Origin of the sequence: Mesorhizobium sp. C416B (assembly GCF_030323165.1) — a bacterium.
In the GTDB taxonomy this organism is placed as follows: domain Bacteria; phylum Pseudomonadota; class Alphaproteobacteria; order Rhizobiales; family Rhizobiaceae; genus Mesorhizobium.
Genome location: NZ_CP100471.1, coordinates 6,621,508 through 6,636,465 on the forward strand (window position 1 = coordinate 6,621,508; position 14,958 = coordinate 6,636,465).

General features: G+C 61.4%; 14 protein-coding genes and 1 tRNA gene. 5 read left to right on the forward strand and 10 right to left on the reverse strand.

What is annotated here, in order from left to right; translation table 11 throughout:
* Positions 1-309: 309 nt before the first annotated feature.
* Positions 310-465 carry a hypothetical protein gene (locus NLY43_RS32065; RefSeq protein WP_156935492.1) on the reverse strand — a complete coding sequence of 52 codons (156 nt, stop codon included), beginning with the start codon at positions 463-465 and terminating at the stop codon, positions 310-312.
* 745 nt (positions 466-1,210) lie between these two features.
* A complete protein-coding gene (locus NLY43_RS32070; protein WP_023710600.1) occupies positions 1,211-1,432 on the reverse strand; it encodes a hypothetical protein in 222 nt (73 codons plus the stop codon).
* An 85-nt stretch (positions 1,433-1,517) separates the two neighbouring features.
* Here NLY43_RS32070 and NLY43_RS32075 point away from each other — a divergent pair, with 85 nt between their 5' ends.
* Complete coding sequence (locus tag NLY43_RS32075; protein WP_023710599.1) at positions 1,518-2,381, forward strand: ATP-dependent DNA ligase; 864 nt, start codon at positions 1,518-1,520, stop codon at positions 2,379-2,381.
* Here the strand turns inward: NLY43_RS32075 and NLY43_RS32080 are convergent.
* From NLY43_RS32080 to NLY43_RS32100, 5 genes are all read right to left on the reverse strand, one after another.
* A complete protein-coding gene (locus tag NLY43_RS32080) occupies positions 2,378-2,626 on the reverse strand; it encodes a hypothetical protein (RefSeq protein WP_023695401.1) in 249 nt (82 codons plus the stop codon). The two genes, NLY43_RS32075 and NLY43_RS32080, sit on opposite strands and share 4 nt — an antisense overlap.
* An 871-nt stretch (positions 2,627-3,497) precedes the next feature.
* Entirely contained in the window at positions 3,498-3,665 is a 168-nt protein-coding gene (locus tag NLY43_RS32085) for a hypothetical protein (protein WP_023710598.1), read from the reverse strand.
* A gap of 1,097 nt (positions 3,666-4,762) precedes the next feature.
* Positions 4,763-4,848: transfer RNA gene (locus tag NLY43_RS32090), tRNA-Leu, on the reverse strand.
* Between the two features lie 128 nt (positions 4,849-4,976).
* Positions 4,977-5,639 (reverse strand): outer membrane protein, encoded by a 663-nt coding sequence (locus NLY43_RS32095; RefSeq protein WP_023710596.1) that lies wholly within the window; start codon positions 5,637-5,639, stop codon positions 4,977-4,979.
* 127 nt (positions 5,640-5,766) lie between these two features.
* Entirely contained in the window at positions 5,767-6,618 is an 852-nt protein-coding gene (locus tag NLY43_RS32100) for an alpha/beta fold hydrolase (protein ID WP_023695399.1), read from the reverse strand.
* A gap of 262 nt (positions 6,619-6,880) precedes the next feature.
* Here NLY43_RS32100 and ade point away from each other — a divergent pair, with 262 nt between their 5' ends.
* A complete protein-coding gene (ade, locus tag NLY43_RS32105) occupies positions 6,881-8,692 on the forward strand; it encodes an adenine deaminase (protein ID WP_023710595.1) in 1,812 nt (603 codons plus the stop codon).
* 21 nt (positions 8,693-8,713) lie between these two features.
* Here ade and NLY43_RS32110 read toward each other — a convergent pair whose 3' ends face one another.
* The 3 genes from NLY43_RS32110 to NLY43_RS32120 form a co-directional block, all read right to left on the reverse strand.
* Entirely contained in the window at positions 8,714-9,880 is a 1,167-nt protein-coding gene (locus NLY43_RS32110; protein WP_023710594.1) for an alpha/beta hydrolase, read from the reverse strand.
* A 133-nt stretch (positions 9,881-10,013) separates the two neighbouring features.
* A complete protein-coding gene (locus tag NLY43_RS32115) occupies positions 10,014-11,087 on the reverse strand; it encodes an alpha/beta hydrolase (protein ID WP_023710593.1) in 1,074 nt (357 codons plus the stop codon).
* A 100-nt stretch (positions 11,088-11,187) separates the two neighbouring features.
* Complete coding sequence (locus NLY43_RS32120) at positions 11,188-12,591, reverse strand: aminopeptidase P family N-terminal domain-containing protein (protein ID WP_023710592.1); 1,404 nt, start codon at positions 12,589-12,591, stop codon at positions 11,188-11,190.
* Positions 12,592-12,715: 124 nt separating this feature from the next.
* On the opposite strand from NLY43_RS32120, the gene ilvA reads away from it, so the two are divergent.
* Genes ilvA through NLY43_RS32135 form a run of 3 tightly spaced genes read left to right on the forward strand, consistent with a single transcriptional unit; the run spans position 12,716 to position 14,879 of the window.
* The gene (gene ilvA, locus NLY43_RS32125) at positions 12,716-13,972 is read left to right on the forward strand and encodes a threonine ammonia-lyase IlvA (RefSeq protein WP_023710591.1); all 1,257 of its coding nucleotides are present in this window, start codon (positions 12,716-12,718) and stop codon (positions 13,970-13,972) included.
* Complete coding sequence (locus NLY43_RS32130) at positions 13,969-14,547, forward strand: DUF1697 domain-containing protein (protein WP_023713253.1); 579 nt, start codon at positions 13,969-13,971, stop codon at positions 14,545-14,547. The genes ilvA and NLY43_RS32130 overlap by 4 nt, the downstream gene beginning before the upstream one ends.
* Positions 14,544-14,879, forward strand: a complete 336-nt coding sequence (locus tag NLY43_RS32135; RefSeq protein ID WP_023695392.1) for an outer membrane protein — start codon at positions 14,544-14,546, stop codon at positions 14,877-14,879. The genes NLY43_RS32130 and NLY43_RS32135 overlap by 4 nt, the downstream gene beginning before the upstream one ends.
* Positions 14,880-14,958 lie beyond the last annotated feature (79 nt).

A 14,958-nucleotide genomic window follows, 5' to 3' on the forward strand; every position in this document is an offset into this window, starting at 1 on the left:
AGCCGTGATTTCGAAGTGCTGCCTCAACTGAGCCGTAGCGGTCAATTTGCCCTGCTGGGATCAATCTTCGTGAGCCGCTGCCTGGTCTCGACCACGCGCCTTTGCGCAGATCGGATTCGGCAACACAAGGCGAGATTCATAGCGACGCCGCAGTCTTCATCGAGCAAGTTTTCAGCGCGCTTCCTGCTGCGACTCGGCCGATTACCGCTAAGGTTACCGGCAAGCTCTCCCACGTCCGGACTGGGTCGAGATCATTTGAAGAACTCTTTCAGCTTGTTGAGTCGACTGTCGCCAGAGGCCTTCCGGCCTTCAGGCCTTCAGGACACGCCGCCTCGCCGATCGTATCCTGCTGGATAAAGCGAGGTTCTCAGCCACCATTTTCTCGCTGAGTACCAGCGCGAACTCGGTCTGTTTGATGCGCTGCTGAGCATCAGCGAGTTGCATCGTGAAAAGATCGGTTGCCATTGTTGATCCGGGATCCGCGAGATTCATGATTGCGTAACACATGGCGGCCGAAATCGTTCCTAGTTGTCGGGCGAAGCCGGTGCCGCAAAGGGCGGCTGAGTTTGAACTTCCCACCCGACCAGACGTCCGCGAGCGCCAAGGCATCGAGAGCCCAGTGATCGGAGAGCCACGACGAGCGGGTGCAACCCGACCACTTAAGTGATCAGCCTCGCTACAGCCTTGACAGGTACAGTCGCGGCCTCATCAAGGGGAGGTATCAATGGTCTCGGCGATTGGAAACCAACATCGGCAGGCAGCTGAAACTCGACCGAAACCCGCAAAGACAGAACCGGGCGAAGGATTTGCGCCAGGCAAAGCGAAGGATTTGCGCCAGGCAAAAGCGCAGACACCGTAGGACATCGCGCCAAGGCAATGGCGGCAGAAAGTGGCGACACGGATTCTGGCGCCCAGGGGCGCGCCGCATCGACAATCGCCAGGATGGATATCACCGTTTTGGCTCCACAGAGCGAAGAGCCGCCTTTGGAGTAGCCCGGGCGGCCGTGCCGCTGCCTCAGTCCTTGTGCAGCACAACGCGCGCTGGCTACGCTCGGTGGACATTGTCGCCTCGAAACTTCGGGCGTTGCACTGCCGCGAGCCGCCTTCGCTGCTGGTCGAGGGGCTGTAACCCTTGGTGGGGCCGGCATCGCCTCGCCGGTCGTTGCGAGCCCACGATCGCGCGGCCAAGCGACCTTCCCTGTGTCGGTCTCTATTTGATACTAGGGGACGGCGGTTTCATCACGGGCAATTGCAGCTGGTCAATGGTTGCGACGATGCCGGCGGCAATGGCTTCCGCCTCATGCATCAGTTCCGGACCATAGAGCCCATTGACCATCTCTTCGCTCGGCAGCACGCCAGGAGGACAGTGCTCTTCCATTGTGCGCCGGATGAGCGTCAGCGCTGCCCGGCATTGGTCGGCTTCGATCTTCATAGCCCTTCAAACATCCAATTCGTCTAAAATGTTCCGGAACTAATTTAGCGCTAGCTAATTGAAGTCGCAGTCTGCGAGTCAGTGCATGCGTCTGAAATTCATCAAGCCCATGGAACCCGAACTGGTCGACACGCCGCCGATGGGCGATGATTGGATTCATGAGATCAAATTCGATGGCTACCGCACCCAGGTCATCAAGGATGATGACGGGATTCGGCTGATCACCAAGAACGGTTATGATTGGACGGGCCGCTACATCCAACTTGCCGGTGAGGCGGAAGCGATCGAGGCGAAAGACTTCATCATCGACGGCGAGACCATTACGATCAATGAGGCTGGCCTATCCGACTTCCATGCGCATCAATCAGCCGCGACCAGCCGCAAGCCGTCGCGCGATCTGTATCTGCTAGCATTCGACCTCTTGCACCTGAACGGGCATGACTTGCGGAACACGCCGGTGGAAGACCGTCGCGAGATCCTCCGGGCGTTGATCCCGCACGGCGGCCGAATCCAGTTCAGCGAAGCGATGCCGGGCGCTGGCGACGCCGTCTTTCATCTGGTCGACCAGGCTGGGCTTGAAGGTATCGTTTCAAAGCGGAAGGGCAGCAAGTATCGGTCGGGTCCAACGACGAACTGGCGCAAGATCAAGTGCTATGCCGAAAAGGAGATGGACATCATCGGCGTGCAGCGCGAGGCCGGCAAGCCTGCCATGGTGCTGATGGCCGACAAAGGCCACTATGCCGGCGGCGCCTTCGTCACCTTCAAGGCGGACAAGCGCCAGCGCCTATGGGACCGCGTGCAAGGCAAGATGGGCGGGCCGGCGCCGAAAGGGCTCAAGAGTGACAAGGCCGAATGGCTAAAGCCGGGCCTGGTCGGCCGCGTGCGGTTCCTGAAGGGCGAGGAGAAGCTTCGCCATGCCAAGCTGCTGGATTTCCGGGAGGAGACTTAGCCCGGAGGCTTGTCCCGGGGCTGTGCCGGTCCTGTCCCGTTCCACTGGATGAACTTCGCCCTCTGGCCGGTGATGGTCTCGATCGACTTCAACAGGGGTCCATGGACCTTACGTAGAGCTTGGTAGTGCTCGCCGTGGTACGCCAGGAGCGGCCCGACGATGCTCTTGTGCAGCGCTTCGGCTGCCGCCAGGAAGCGCTCGATTTCAGCCCGGGAAAGTTGTTCCGAAGGTTTGGTTCTGGCCATTGGCGCTCTCCATTGAGGGGTCGCCGCAACGAGGACTATAATCCTACACGCCGGACTGCCTGACAAGAGGGCTCGCCGGCCTTACCCCGCAGGTAGCAGTAGGGCGACGGCGTCAAGCGCAGCCATCAGGAGCAACCACCAGCAAAGATGAGCAACGGCAGGCCCGGCGACCTCCTTTGGCACACGGGACAAACAAGAAGGGCGCCGAGCCTTACCGGCGCTGCTTTGTGAGGGAGACGACGCCGGATGATGAGAGTATGCGATCATGCTAATCTCTGCGAACCATGCGAACGAAGGAAAGCCTTGTGGCACCGACGTTGAGATCAAGGTCGGGCGGGGCGCTGATCGCTGCGGCAGGATTCTTCCAAAGCGGTAGTGAGTCCAGAGCGGAACATTAGCGTCGGCTAACGGTTAATTCGGCAGTGTTCCGAACCGTGATTGGTAGAGCGATGGTGACGTTTCATCTTGTCTATTTTTCCGGCCTGACGGCAGACCAGCTGCTAGGCAGCGCCGTTTCTATCCTGGCGTGTTTGCTGCTTTATAACGCTCTGGCTTCGGACGCCTGACTGATAGGTCGGCCAGCGGCCCGGCATCCTTGGCAGCCGGCGATTGCGATCCCGATGCCAACTTCAAGACCTATGACGAGGCCAAAGACAAGCTTGCCGACGAAATCAATGGCGAGGGCCGGACAGGACGCCACACGTCCAGGCAGGGCTGTCTGAGGGCATTGGCGATGCCCGTTGCCTCAAGGTGGCGAGCTTTTTCGTTAATAGGCCTCCGCGCTGGGCAATCTGTTCCGAGAGCTTCTGTGATGCCTCTATGACGCGGCAAACCTTGGAAAAGGTTTCCGTGGCAGGACCGGGGTACGATTCTAACCAACTAGGGCTGCGCTGTCGGTGAATTCCCGTAGGAGCGCCTTCGCGTGGTCTACCCAATGCTCTTCAGCCAGGTTCAGCTCCCGAACGGATCTCCTGAAGGTCTCGCACACCACATCGAAATCGAAGGCGTCAATGCTGTAGCCTTCCTCGTCATGGTCCATCGGCCGCCTCCCCCAATGGGGGAAACTGTACGGAATCGTACGAAGCAAGTGCAAGGGCATTCAAAAGCAATTGGCTGATGCCGCCCGATCGTTCCACAATGTGTTGCTAATATGCAGCACCGACTGAATCTCCGATCAGCGGCACTTGTGGTTGGTTCCAACAGCTGCACGTTGACGGCAAGATGCCAAAGCCAACGACATGCGGGCGACGAAGATGGACAAGCGACAAAACACAAGAAATGTTGAGTTGGTCGGTCTTCTGGCCGTGCCGTTGTCAGTTCTAATCACGCTGCTGATAGCTGGAATGATCCTTTGCTGAAATGTTTGAGTGGCAAAAGGCTGGGGCGGCGGGTTTTTCCCCTTTGAAAGAAGTCACGATGTCCCAATCCGTCGAACCCCCGATATTGCCAGAGGATAGCCCAGACCGTGAGGTGAACTGTGAAGTCGCATTAGAAGCCGCGTTTGCGGCCTTGGTGACTGCGTCAGAAGCGCAAGGTTGGACGCCACAGGAAACGGCTGCAACTCTTCTTAAAATCGCGACGGGGCATGCCCACCGGGTTGAGGCCGCTGCGGCCCCAGCCGGCTCCCGTTCTGCGGCCACATCCTGATCTCATAATGACCGTCAAGGCGGGACGACGGGTATTTCTCATGTCGGCCTTCATTGTAAGTTCCGGTACTTCGGAAGGCATCCTCGATGTCGACATGCTCCATAGGTATGAAGAGCTACCAGCACGCTTGTAATATTGCTTTTGATCGCTGCGATGTGGTCGACGTTCCGACCGTGGCACGTCGATGACTATGAACTCGGCGTTTTGGTCGGCATTCGATGCAAATCCAGCGACACGGATACCGTCGTTTTTCGGCTGCATTAGATCCCCAACTGCCGAGCTTACGACCGAAAAGGCTACAGGTTCGGGATTTGGCTCAAGCGCAGTTGCGCCGTCAGCCCCGTCACTGTTCTTACGGCAGCCAATACCGAACACCAAAACTCCAGCATGGCAGTTCCCGGCTTTGTATCCCGGCTCTACGGCTACCCGCGTCAGCCTTTTCTATGGTAGCCAGTGAGTTCTTACAGAACGAATCCTAAGCATTTCAATTGGTGCGGACGACGGGAATCGAACCCGTACGATCAGAGATCGAGGGATTTTAAGTCCCTTGCGTCTACCAATTCCGCCACGTCCGCAGGCCAGCCCTTTTCAGACGCCAGCGAAAACCCGTCAAGCCATCTTTTGCCGAGTGTCGGACTCATGAAAGGTGGTTCGCGATTTCAAAACAATTGGTTGTGGCGAAAATCTCAGTCGCCGAGAAGGCTCAGAATTTGTAGCTGAGATTAATACTAACCGCGTTCAGCATCACATCCTGATCGCGATCGTTGAAGGGTTCCGCCACGTCATAGTGCTCGGAGCCGAAATCATAATAGCGATATTGCGCGCCGACGATGAATTTGTCGGTCAGCGCATAGTCGACGCCGGCGCCCAACGTCCAGCCGACATTCGTGCGTGTGCCGGCGAACGACGCGCCCGCGACTTGCGAAGTTTCGATGCCGGCAAAGGCGACGCCGCCGACGCCGTAGACCAGCACGCGGTCCATGGCGAAGCCCGCTTTGGCGTCGACAGATCCGAACCACTTGATGTCCGTGCGGAATGTGCTTCCAAGGCCTGACACGGCCGTACCGTCGACGGCGGAATAATTGAGCTCCGCCTCGGCGCCGAGCACTGCCTGGTCGAACTGCCACAGGCCGGCGACATGGCCCCCGACGAAACCGCCGTCAATATCGGGCGAGATGGAAAACGGCGCGCCTTCCGTCACTGATATGTCGGACTGGCCCCAGCCGTAGCCGGCCTGCAGGCCGGCATAGTAGCCGGTCCAGTCGAAGCCTGGTTCGGTCATCGGCACCGCCATCGGGTCGGCGGCGAATGCCGGCGCGGCCAGAGCGATCAGAAATCCGGCACTGGCAATCGTCAGACAGCGCATCGAGTTCTCCGAAAAGGCGGTTCAGAAGGCGCCTTGCCGGAAGGTAATCCTATTCGCCGCAAAACGGAACCCATTGTTCAACAATCGGAATGTACCCGTTGCTGCGCTGGGTGCTCAGCTGGGGGCGCTATTTGGCGTCGATGAAGTCCAGCGCCGCCTGACTATATTCGTCCGGCGCCTGCAGCATGGCGAAATGACTGGCGTTGGGCAGGATGATGAGCTTGGCGCCCGGAATGACGGAGGCCATGTATTCGGTGTGTTCGCGCTTGATCGCCTCGTCATGGTCGCCGGCAACGATCGCGGTCGGCGTGGTTATCTTGCCGAGCTGTTCCTTGGTCCAGGCCGGCTCCGACTCCCACATGTGGCTGATCTGCGCCACGAAGGCATCGTACTGGTCGGGAGTCTTCGACAGTTTCTTGTAGTCGCGGCCCGAGCGGTCGATATAGGCGGCAAAGGTCTTGTTGGTCAGCACACCCGGATCGACGCCATCGGTGGTGACGTTGGCGGCCTGCGCAAAGAGCCGTGTCAGCCGCTCCGGATGATGCAGCGCGATGTCGATGCCGATAATGCCCCCGTCGCTCCAGCCGACAAGAGCGGTCTTGTCGATCTTGAGATAGTCGAGCAGCGCAAGATAGTCCGACGCCATGAGGTCATAGCCGTAAGCTTGCTCGGTGCGGGTAGAACGGCCATGGCCGCGGCTGTCGGCAATGATCACCTTGTGCGTCTTGGACATCGTCGCCACCTGGCTTGCCCAGATGTCGCCATGGCCAAGGCCGCCATGGATCAGGAGAATCGGATCACCGGCGCCGAAAACGGCATAGTACATCTGGATGCCGTTGACCGGCGCATACCCGCTCTGATCCGGTTTGGGCATCGCCGCCGGCTCCGGCAAGGTCTGCCAACGTTCCTCGGCGGATACAAAGCCGGCCGAGATCAGGAACAGGGTGACGAAGGCGAGTGCTTTCAGGAACCGGATCATGACTTCACCTCAGGAGGTTTCGGGCTCATCACAACAAAAACCCGCCTCGCGGCGGGTCGTCGGCGCAAATCAGCACCATAGCCAGAATGGTAGCATAAGTGGCGGCACAAGCCAAACTGAATGACCGCACCGCTGATGCCTGCCCTCGGGGTGAGCAGGTGCGGCGCATCCGCCCCGGGCGAATTCTCATCGACGGATTTCGTCCGTGATCGCTGGCCAAAACCTTGCCGGCTTGGCACAGTCGGGCAAACAGGAGTCTTTCATGGCCAAGCAGCCGTCGGCGACGAAACCCAAGCCCTGGACCGAGATGGCGAAGCATCTGGTCGACGTCGCAACGGGGCGCAAGCCGGCCGACCTCGTCATCCGAAACGGCCGCTGGGTGAACGTGCACTCCGGCGAAATCATAGCCGGCACCGACATCGCCGTTGCCGGCGGCCGCTTCGCCTATTGCGGGCCGAATGCCAGCCATGCCATCGGCCAGGGCACCAAGGTGGTCGATGCCGGCGGCCGCTATCTGGTGCCCGGCCTGTGCGACGCGCACATGCATGTCGAGAGCGGCATGGTGACGGTGACCGAGTTCTGCCGCGCCGTCATCCCGCACGGCACCACCTCGATGTTCATCGATCCGCACGAGATCGCCAATGTGCTGGGTCTGCCCGGCGTGCGGCTGATGCATGACGAGGCCGTCGCCATGCCGATCAACGTCCATGTCCAGATGCCGTCCTGCGTGCCGTCCGCGCCGGGGCTGGAGCATGCCGGGGCCGAACTGACGGTCGCCGATGTCGCGGAAGCGATGACCTGGGAAAACATCGTCGGGCTCGGCGAAGTGATGAATTTTCCCGGTGTCGTGGCCAACGATCCGGTGATGTCGGGCTCGATAGCCGCCACGGTGCGAGCGGGCAAGACGGTCGGCGGCCACTATGCGTCGCGCGATCTCGGCCTGCCGTTCCATGGCTATGTCGCCGGCGGGCCGGAGGACGACCATGAAGGCACACGCGCCGAGGACGCAATCGCCCGTGTGCGCCAGGGTATGAAGGCAATGCTGCGGCTGGGCTCGGCCTGGTACGATGTTGCCTCGCAGATCAAGGCGGTGACCGAGAGCGGTCTCGACCCGCGCAACTTGATCCTGTGCACCGACGACAGCCATTCCGGCACGCTGGTGCATGAAGGCCATATGGACCGGGTGGTGCGCCACGCCATCCAGCAGGGATTGAAGCCGGTGACGGCGATCCAGATGGCGACGCTGAATACCGCCCAGCATTTCAAGCTGGAGCGCGAACTGGGCTCGATCGCGCCGGGACGGCTGGCCGATCTGCTGATCGTCTCCGATCTTGCCGCCATGACCATCGACGAGGTCTATGGCCGCGGTATCAGGCTGGCCAAGGGCGGCAAGCTCGAGATCGACATTCCGGCCTATGATTACCCCAAATCGGCGAAGAACACCGTCAAGCTCGGCAAGAAGCTGAAGCCAGGCGACTTCGACATTGCGGCGCCCAAGGGCGCCAACGAGGTGCGGGTGCGGGTCATCGGCGTGATCGAAAACCAGGCGCCGACAAGGGCGCTGGAGGCCGACCTGCCGGTCGAGGACGGGCTGGTCGCCATGGATCGCCGCAACGACATCTGCCAGATCGCGCTGGTCGAGCGCCACCGCGGCACCGGCGGCGTCACCAATGCCTTCGTCTCAGGCTTCGGCTATATGGGCGACTGCGCCATGGCGTCGAGCGTCGCACATGATGCCCACCACATCATCTGCGTCGGCACCAACAAGGAAGACATGGCGCTGGCCGTCAACCGGCTGGGCGAGGTCGGCGGGGGCGTGGTGCTGTTTTCGAAGGGCAAGGAGCTTGCGCTGGTCGAAATGCCGATCGCCGGGCTGATGTCGGACGAGCGGGCGGAAATCGTGGCGGCCAAGGCGGAGAAACTGACCGAGGCGATGCGCAAGATGGGCTGCTCGCTCAACAACGCCTACATGCAGCACTCGCTGCTGGCGCTGGTCGTCATTCCGGAGCTCAGGATTTCCGATGTCGGCCTGATCGACGTGACGACGTTCCAGAAGGTCGATCTTTTTATCTGAGATCAGCCCGCTGCTTGGCTCTCATCCGCCGGTGGCGATGGTCAGCACCTTGAATGGCGTGGTGATAATGATCTCGGCGACGGATCCGACTGCCTTGCCGAGGCCTCGGCCGAGATTGTCGATCTGGCCCTGCGTGGGTTCGTCCGATGCCAGGCCGGCTGGAGCGCGCAGACGGTTGCCGAGCAATTGCACCAGGAACGGGTTGTCGGCGAATTTGGCGTGGTTCAGGCGGTCGCCGCCCTTGATCTGGCTGAGGTCGGCCACAACGACGCCGTAACTGGCAATGTCGGCGGCGTTGCCGTAGTCGCCGACGCGCGGCTTGTCGCCGGATAGCAGGCTGGACAGTCTCAGAGCACGGTCGTCGGCGGAAAGCAGGATGACGAACGGCCTGTCGGGCTTGCCGTAGCGGATCATCTGCTTCTTGAAGACGTCGACATCGATATCGGGCGATGCCAGGACGACACGGCCGAGCTTGCCGTCGAGATCGCGGTCGCCGGTGATGGCGAGCTGGCGCAGCGCTTCCATCGTCACCCAGGTTCCCATCGAATGCGCGATGATGTCGATGCTCTTGACCTTTGTCTTGGCGAGCATCCTGAGCGTCGCCTCGAGGTCGTCGCGCGCGGCGTTGGCGCTGTCCTTGTCGTAGATATAGCCCGTGGTCTTGCCGCTCGAAGCCCACGAAAACAAGATCGGCGTACCCGGATATTCGGTGTCGTGGGCGATCTGCGTCAGCCGGTAGACCCCATCGTCGAAGCCGTTGTTGAAGCCGTGGACGAAGACCAGCGCGCGGTCGCCATTCATGGTGATGTTGGCGCCGACGGCCTTGGCGAATTGCGAGGCGTCGCCATAGTGGACGACGTCGGTGGCGGTGAATTGCTTGGCCGGGTTCGAATTGGCCGAGCCCTTGGCGCGCTCGATGGCGCCGACCTGGTGGACCTTCGGCACGGTGACGTCGACGCGGGCGTAGCTGGTGGTCAGCGAGCGATCGCCATCGAACACCTGGCGTGGGTCCTTGGTCGCCTGCTTGCGGGTGGTGGCGACGAAGATTTCGTGGGTGGCCGCGATGTCGGAGGCAGGCACCGAAACCGTCGTCTCGTTCAACAGGTCATGGGTGTTGGGGCCGGCGCAGCCGGCGGCAGCTAGCGCGAACGCAAGGACCAGGATGACAGTCTTCCATCGCTCGTTCAAGCGGGCTCCCGCTGGCGCATTGGCGCCGATTTCAATGTCGTAGAGGCACAGACCGGCCCGGTCCAGTTGAAAGTGATCGGGCCGAGCGGCATTCGCGACCTCACGCGGCGACGGTCGCCGCAAGGCAACAGCCTTATTGTCCGAGCGCGCTGATGCGGTCGGTCACCGTCTGGTCGCTGGCAAAGCCGTCATCCTCGCGCAGCCGCTGGCCGATCATCTTCACCAGTTCGGGATTGTCGGCGAACTTGGTGTGGTTGAAGCTGTCGCCTCCCTTGACCTTGGAGAGGTCGACCACGGTGACGCCATAAGCGGCGAGGTCGGCGGCATCCTTGTAGTCGCCGACGCGTGGCCGCGAGCCTGCGATCAGGCCTGAGAGCCGCAGCGCCCGGTCGTCGTTGGAGAGCAGCAGGATGAACGGCTTGTCCGGCTTGCCGTAGCGGCGCATCTGGCTCTTGAAGACGTCGACGTCGATGTCGGGAGAAGCCAGCACGACATCGCCGAGCTTGCCGCCGAGATCGCGGTCGCCGGTGATGGCCATCTGGCGCAGCGTTTCCATGGTCACCCAGGTTCCGAGCGAGTGGGCGACGATGTCGATGCGCCGCGCGCCGGACTGCTGCAGCATGCGCAATGTCACCTCCAGCTGATCGCGGGCGGCGCTGGCGCTTTCCTTGTCATAGACATAGTCGGTGGTTCTGGCGCCGGATGCCCAGGAAAACAGCACCGGCGTGCCGGGATAGCCGGAATCGTGGACGATCTGGGTCAGGCGGTAGACCGCGTCGTCGAAGCCGGTGTTGTAGCCATGCACGAAGACCATGACGCGGCCGCCGCGCGCGGCAATGTCGGCATTGAGCGCGCTTGAGAATTGAGGCTGCGCATCGTAGCCGACGACCTCGGAAGCCATGAAGTATTTCGCCGGGTCGTTCGACTTGCCGCGCGAGCGGCGCTCGATCTGGCCGGTCTGGTGGGTGCCGGGAACGGTGACGGTGACGCGGGCGTAGTTCAGCGTCGCCGAGCGTTCGCCGTCGAAAACTTTGTTGGGATCGTCGGATTTCTTGCGTGTGGTGGCAATGAAGATCGAGTGATTGCCCGAGATTTCGGTCACCGGCGTGGACATGACGGCGCTGCCGAGCAGTTCCTCGGTTTTGCGGCCGCCGCAGCCGGCGATCAACAGGGCAAGTGCAAGAATGCAAATCGTCTTCAAACGCACGTCAAAAATTCCACTCCGGCCAAAAGGCCCATATACCCCCGCGGCACCTCCCGGACAGTGAGAGTGCGGCAGAAGTAAGTCGTGTCCAGCCGAAATGTGGTCAGCGTCGAGCCACGGTCATCGCACTGTTGCGCGAAAGCCAGAATGGCGGCAGGAACGCAGGGATGTTGGAGAAGGGCAATACCTCGGGCTTGAGCCTGATGCCGAGCACATCGCCCATGAAGGCGCGGCGCGCCTCGATGCGGCGCCATGCCTCGGGATAACGGGCCGCGATCTCCTCGCGCAACGCCTCATCGGCAAGCGCGATACCGTCTTCGATGTTGGTGGTGAAATAGCTGGTTCCGGTCGCCGGAATGATGTCGACCTGCAGCGCCATGCCCGATTGCAGCTTGATGTCCGAGCCGGAAAACACCGGCGAATGCATCCATTCGTCGATGTGGACGAGATGGCCGGGATTGAGCGAGACGCCGAAGAACGGGTCGCCTATGCGGTCATGCACGACTTTCCAAAGCGCTCCGCCGGCAACGCCTATGCCGATGGTCTCGTACCAGTCGACGACGGCGGCGAAATAGGGCGCTACCAGCTGTTCGACATAGTCGCTTATCTCGCGCGGCAGTTCGGCCGCGCTCTCGACCAGGAAGCCGGCGCGGGCGTTGAGCGAGCCCTGGATGCCGTACGCCATGGTGACGGGATCGCCGCGCTTGATGATGTCGAGGTGCGGGCTAGGCAAGCCGTAGGGCGCACGCCTGCCGGCGGACAGCATCGGGTGGCAGCAAAGGGGCAGGCCGTTGATCCCCATCAGCCGCGCGGCCTGCAATTCGCTCATGCCGGGCTCAATATTCCCAAGCACGTTGCGCAGGCCCTGCGAGGAAAAGGTCGCGGCGAATTCGAAGGACGCCAATTGGTCTGCCTCGTTGATGGCGCGTAGACCGTCGGATGGATTCATCAACAGGTTGGCGGCGTTGACCACCGCGCCTCTGTCGCCGGCCAGTGTGCGCAGCGTATCGGCGATGAAGGAAGGCAGGTCGAGCGTCGTCTCGCCAAAGCCGCCATCGCCGGGGCCGAACGGCTTCCAGCCGATGGCGCCGATCTTCTGGCCGGCCTTCAGGCCGCAGGCGGCAAGCGTGTCGGATAGAGAGGCCGAGCGGTCGCGTGGCTGCGCCGGCAGCGAGAAGGTCTGGTAGAGGACGCGCTCGTAAGGCCCGTCGCAGATTTCGGCATAGCCCCAGCCCTCATTGCCGACGAGAAGCTTTGACTGGCTGCCGGGGACGATGACCAGCAACGTCTCCTCGAAACGCGGATCGTAACCACTGAGATAGGCGACATTGGCCGCGTGCTCGCGGTCGCCATAGACGGCAAAGGCGTCGAGCCCGGCCTTGGCGCCGCGCGCCAGCAGAGCCTCGATGCGTGCTTCGTAGGTCCGCCGCTGAACTAGCGGCATCACTGTTGGCTCGCCGAATTCAGGAAGGTCTACGGTCTTCAGGGCGACAGCCGAAACAGGCATGAAGATGGCTCCAATGGATTTCCTGCTGGCGCGTCAAAGCGGCCGCGCCGCATCGGTGGCTGCAAACGGCGAATTGTGCAATAGGCTTCGCCTTCGAACCATTCGATCCAGAGGTGACGGCGCCATGAACAGTTTCTCCTCCCGTGTCGCCACCGCCGCAGCCGCGATCCGCGAGATCTTTCCCGAAACGCCGCTGCAGGAAAACGACTATCTGTCGAAGAAGACGGGGGCTCGGGTGTTGTTGAAGCGCGAGGATCTTTCGCCGGTGCGCTCCTACAAGATCCGCGGCGCCTTCAACTTTTTCCGCAAGGCGCTTGCCGCCGGCAACGAGGCCGAGCTGTTCGTCTGCGCCTCGGCCGGCAACCATGCGCAGGGCTTTGCCTTCGTCTGCCGCCATTTCGGCAAGAAGGGCGTGGTCTTCATGCCGGTGACGACGCCGCAGCAAAAGATCGACAAGACGCGGCTGTTCGGCGGCGATTTCGTCGAGATCAGGCTGGTCGGCGACTTCTTCGACGACTGCTACCGCGCCGCCTTCGAATTCACCGAAAGTTCCGGCGCGCATATGGTGCCGCCCTTCGACCACAAGGATATTATCGAGGGGCAGGCGACGGTCGCCTATGAGATCGCCGACCAGATGCCAGGCGCGCGCATGCCCGACATCATCATGCTGCCGGTCGGCGGCGGTGGCCTGGCCGCGGGGGTGACGCACTATTTCGCCGATCAGCAACGTGACGCGCGCTACGTCTTTTGCGAACCGGCCGGTGCGCCGAGCCTGCATCAGAGCCTCGCCAGCGGCAAGCGCGTCCGGCTCGCCAATGTCGACAATTTCGTCGACGGCGCGGCGGTGGCCGAGATCGGCCGCGAGCCGTTGCGCCACCTCAAGGAGTTCGCCGCTCAGGCGGTGCGGCTGATCCCTGAGAACCGGCTCTGCGCCACCATGATCGAGATGCTCAACATCGAAGGTGTGGTGCTGGAGCCGGCCGGTGCCTTGGCGATCGACGCGTTGAAGGATTTTTCGCGCAAGGAAATCCGCGGCAAGACCATCGTCGCGGTGGTGTCGGGCGGCAATTTCGATTTCGAGCGGCTGCCCGACGTGAAGGAGCGGGCGCTGCGCTTCGAGGGGCTGAAGAAATACTTCATCATCCGCTTTCCGCAGCGGCCGGGCGCGCTGCGCGACTTCCTCGAACTGCTCGGTCCCGACGATGATATCGCTCGCTTCGAATATCTGAAGAAATCGGCACGCAATTTCGGCTCTGTGCTTATCGGCATCGAAACCAAAGACCGGCGTAACTTCGATCTGCTGAGGGCAAATTTCGAGGCCGAGGGCGTGCACTATCAGGACATCACCGACAACGAGACCCTGGCCGGGTTGATCATATGAGCGGTACAGCCTGCCACCCGAAGCTCGAAGAGCGAAGGGTGGTCTTCGTCGCGCTGTTTTCCGGCATCAACGTCGGCGGCAACCGCATCGTCAAGATGGCGGAGTTGCGAGCGTTTTTCGAAGAGTTCGGTTTCTCGGACGTCGCCAGCTATGTACAGAGCGGCAATGTCGTGTTCCGGGCCAGGAAGGGCGACGCCGCCACGCTGACGAAACAGATCGAAGCCGCTTTCGAGAAGAAATGGGGCTTTCATTCGCGCATCATGGTGCGCGATCTCTCCTGGTTCGAACGGTTGGTGAAGGAGAATCCGTATCCGGAAGTCGCCGGCGATCCGACCAAGCTTCACGCCTACACGCTGGAGCGCCAGCCGACGGCGGACGAGATCGCCAGGCTTGCCGAAAAATGCACCGGCCCGGAAAGCTTTGAGGTCAAGGGCGACGTGCTTTACCTCAAGGCGCCGGACGGGCTCGGCAAATCGGTGTTCGCCGGGCTGATCCCGCGCATGCTGAAAGTGCCGGGCACCGCGCGCAACTGGCGGTCGGTGCTGGCGCTGCTGCAGATAGCGCGTTCGCTTTGAACCGCTTCTGCGTTGCGGTCGCGATGCTAATTAAGCCTCGGCTAAACAACAAGGGCGGCGCGGCGGCGACTCACTACAAATTGAGTTATGGCGATACTTTCGATTTTGACGGGGTGCCCGACCCGGACAGCAGCGCATCGAGGAGCGGAGGCCGCTTCGGCTATACGATCGGTGGCGGTGTCGAATGGGCCTTCGCCGACAAATGGACCACGAAGCTGGAATACCAGTACTTCGACTTCGGCAAGGTCCGTTTGACAGATATCGAGGGCAACGACGCAAGGGTGAAGATCGACGCCCATACGATCAAGATCGGCCTGAACTACAAGTTCTGATCGATCCGTCGTTCCGACAATTCAGATGGCGTCGCAACCAAGTGACGCCATAACGTTGTCCGGGGCTGGCAGCTTCCGG

Bases quoted from the DNA above. Each gene is read 5' to 3' on its own strand.
- NLY43_RS32080 (WP_023695401.1), bottom strand. From the start codon at position 2,626: ATGGCCAGAACCAAACCTTCGGAACAACTTTCCCGGGCTGAAATCGAG.
- NLY43_RS32100 (WP_023695399.1), bottom strand. From the start codon at position 6,618: ATGATCCGGTTCCTGAAAGCACTCGCCTTCGTCACCCTGTTCCTGATC.
- NLY43_RS32085 (WP_023710598.1), bottom strand. From the start codon at position 3,665: ATGGACCATGACGAGGAAGGCTACAGCATTGACGCCTTCGATTTCGAT.
- NLY43_RS32075 (WP_023710599.1), top strand. From the start codon at position 1,518: ATGCGTCTGAAATTCATCAAGCCCATGGAACCCGAACTGGTCGACACG.
- ade (WP_023710595.1), top strand. From the start codon at position 6,881: ATGGCCAAGCAGCCGTCGGCGACGAAACCCAAGCCCTGGACCGAGATG.
- NLY43_RS32065 (WP_156935492.1), bottom strand. From the start codon at position 465: ATGGCAACCGATCTTTTCACGATGCAACTCGCTGATGCTCAGCAGCGC.
- ilvA (WP_023710591.1), top strand. From the start codon at position 12,716: ATGAACAGTTTCTCCTCCCGTGTCGCCACCGCCGCAGCCGCGATCCGC.
- NLY43_RS32070 (WP_023710600.1), bottom strand. From the start codon at position 1,432: ATGAAGATCGAAGCCGACCAATGCCGGGCAGCGCTGACGCTCATCCGG.
- NLY43_RS32120 (WP_023710592.1), bottom strand. From the start codon at position 12,591: ATGCCTGTTTCGGCTGTCGCCCTGAAGACCGTAGACCTTCCTGAATTC.
- NLY43_RS32130 (WP_023713253.1), top strand. From the start codon at position 13,969: ATGAGCGGTACAGCCTGCCACCCGAAGCTCGAAGAGCGAAGGGTGGTC.
- NLY43_RS32095 (WP_023710596.1), bottom strand. From the start codon at position 5,639: ATGCGCTGTCTGACGATTGCCAGTGCCGGATTTCTGATCGCTCTGGCC.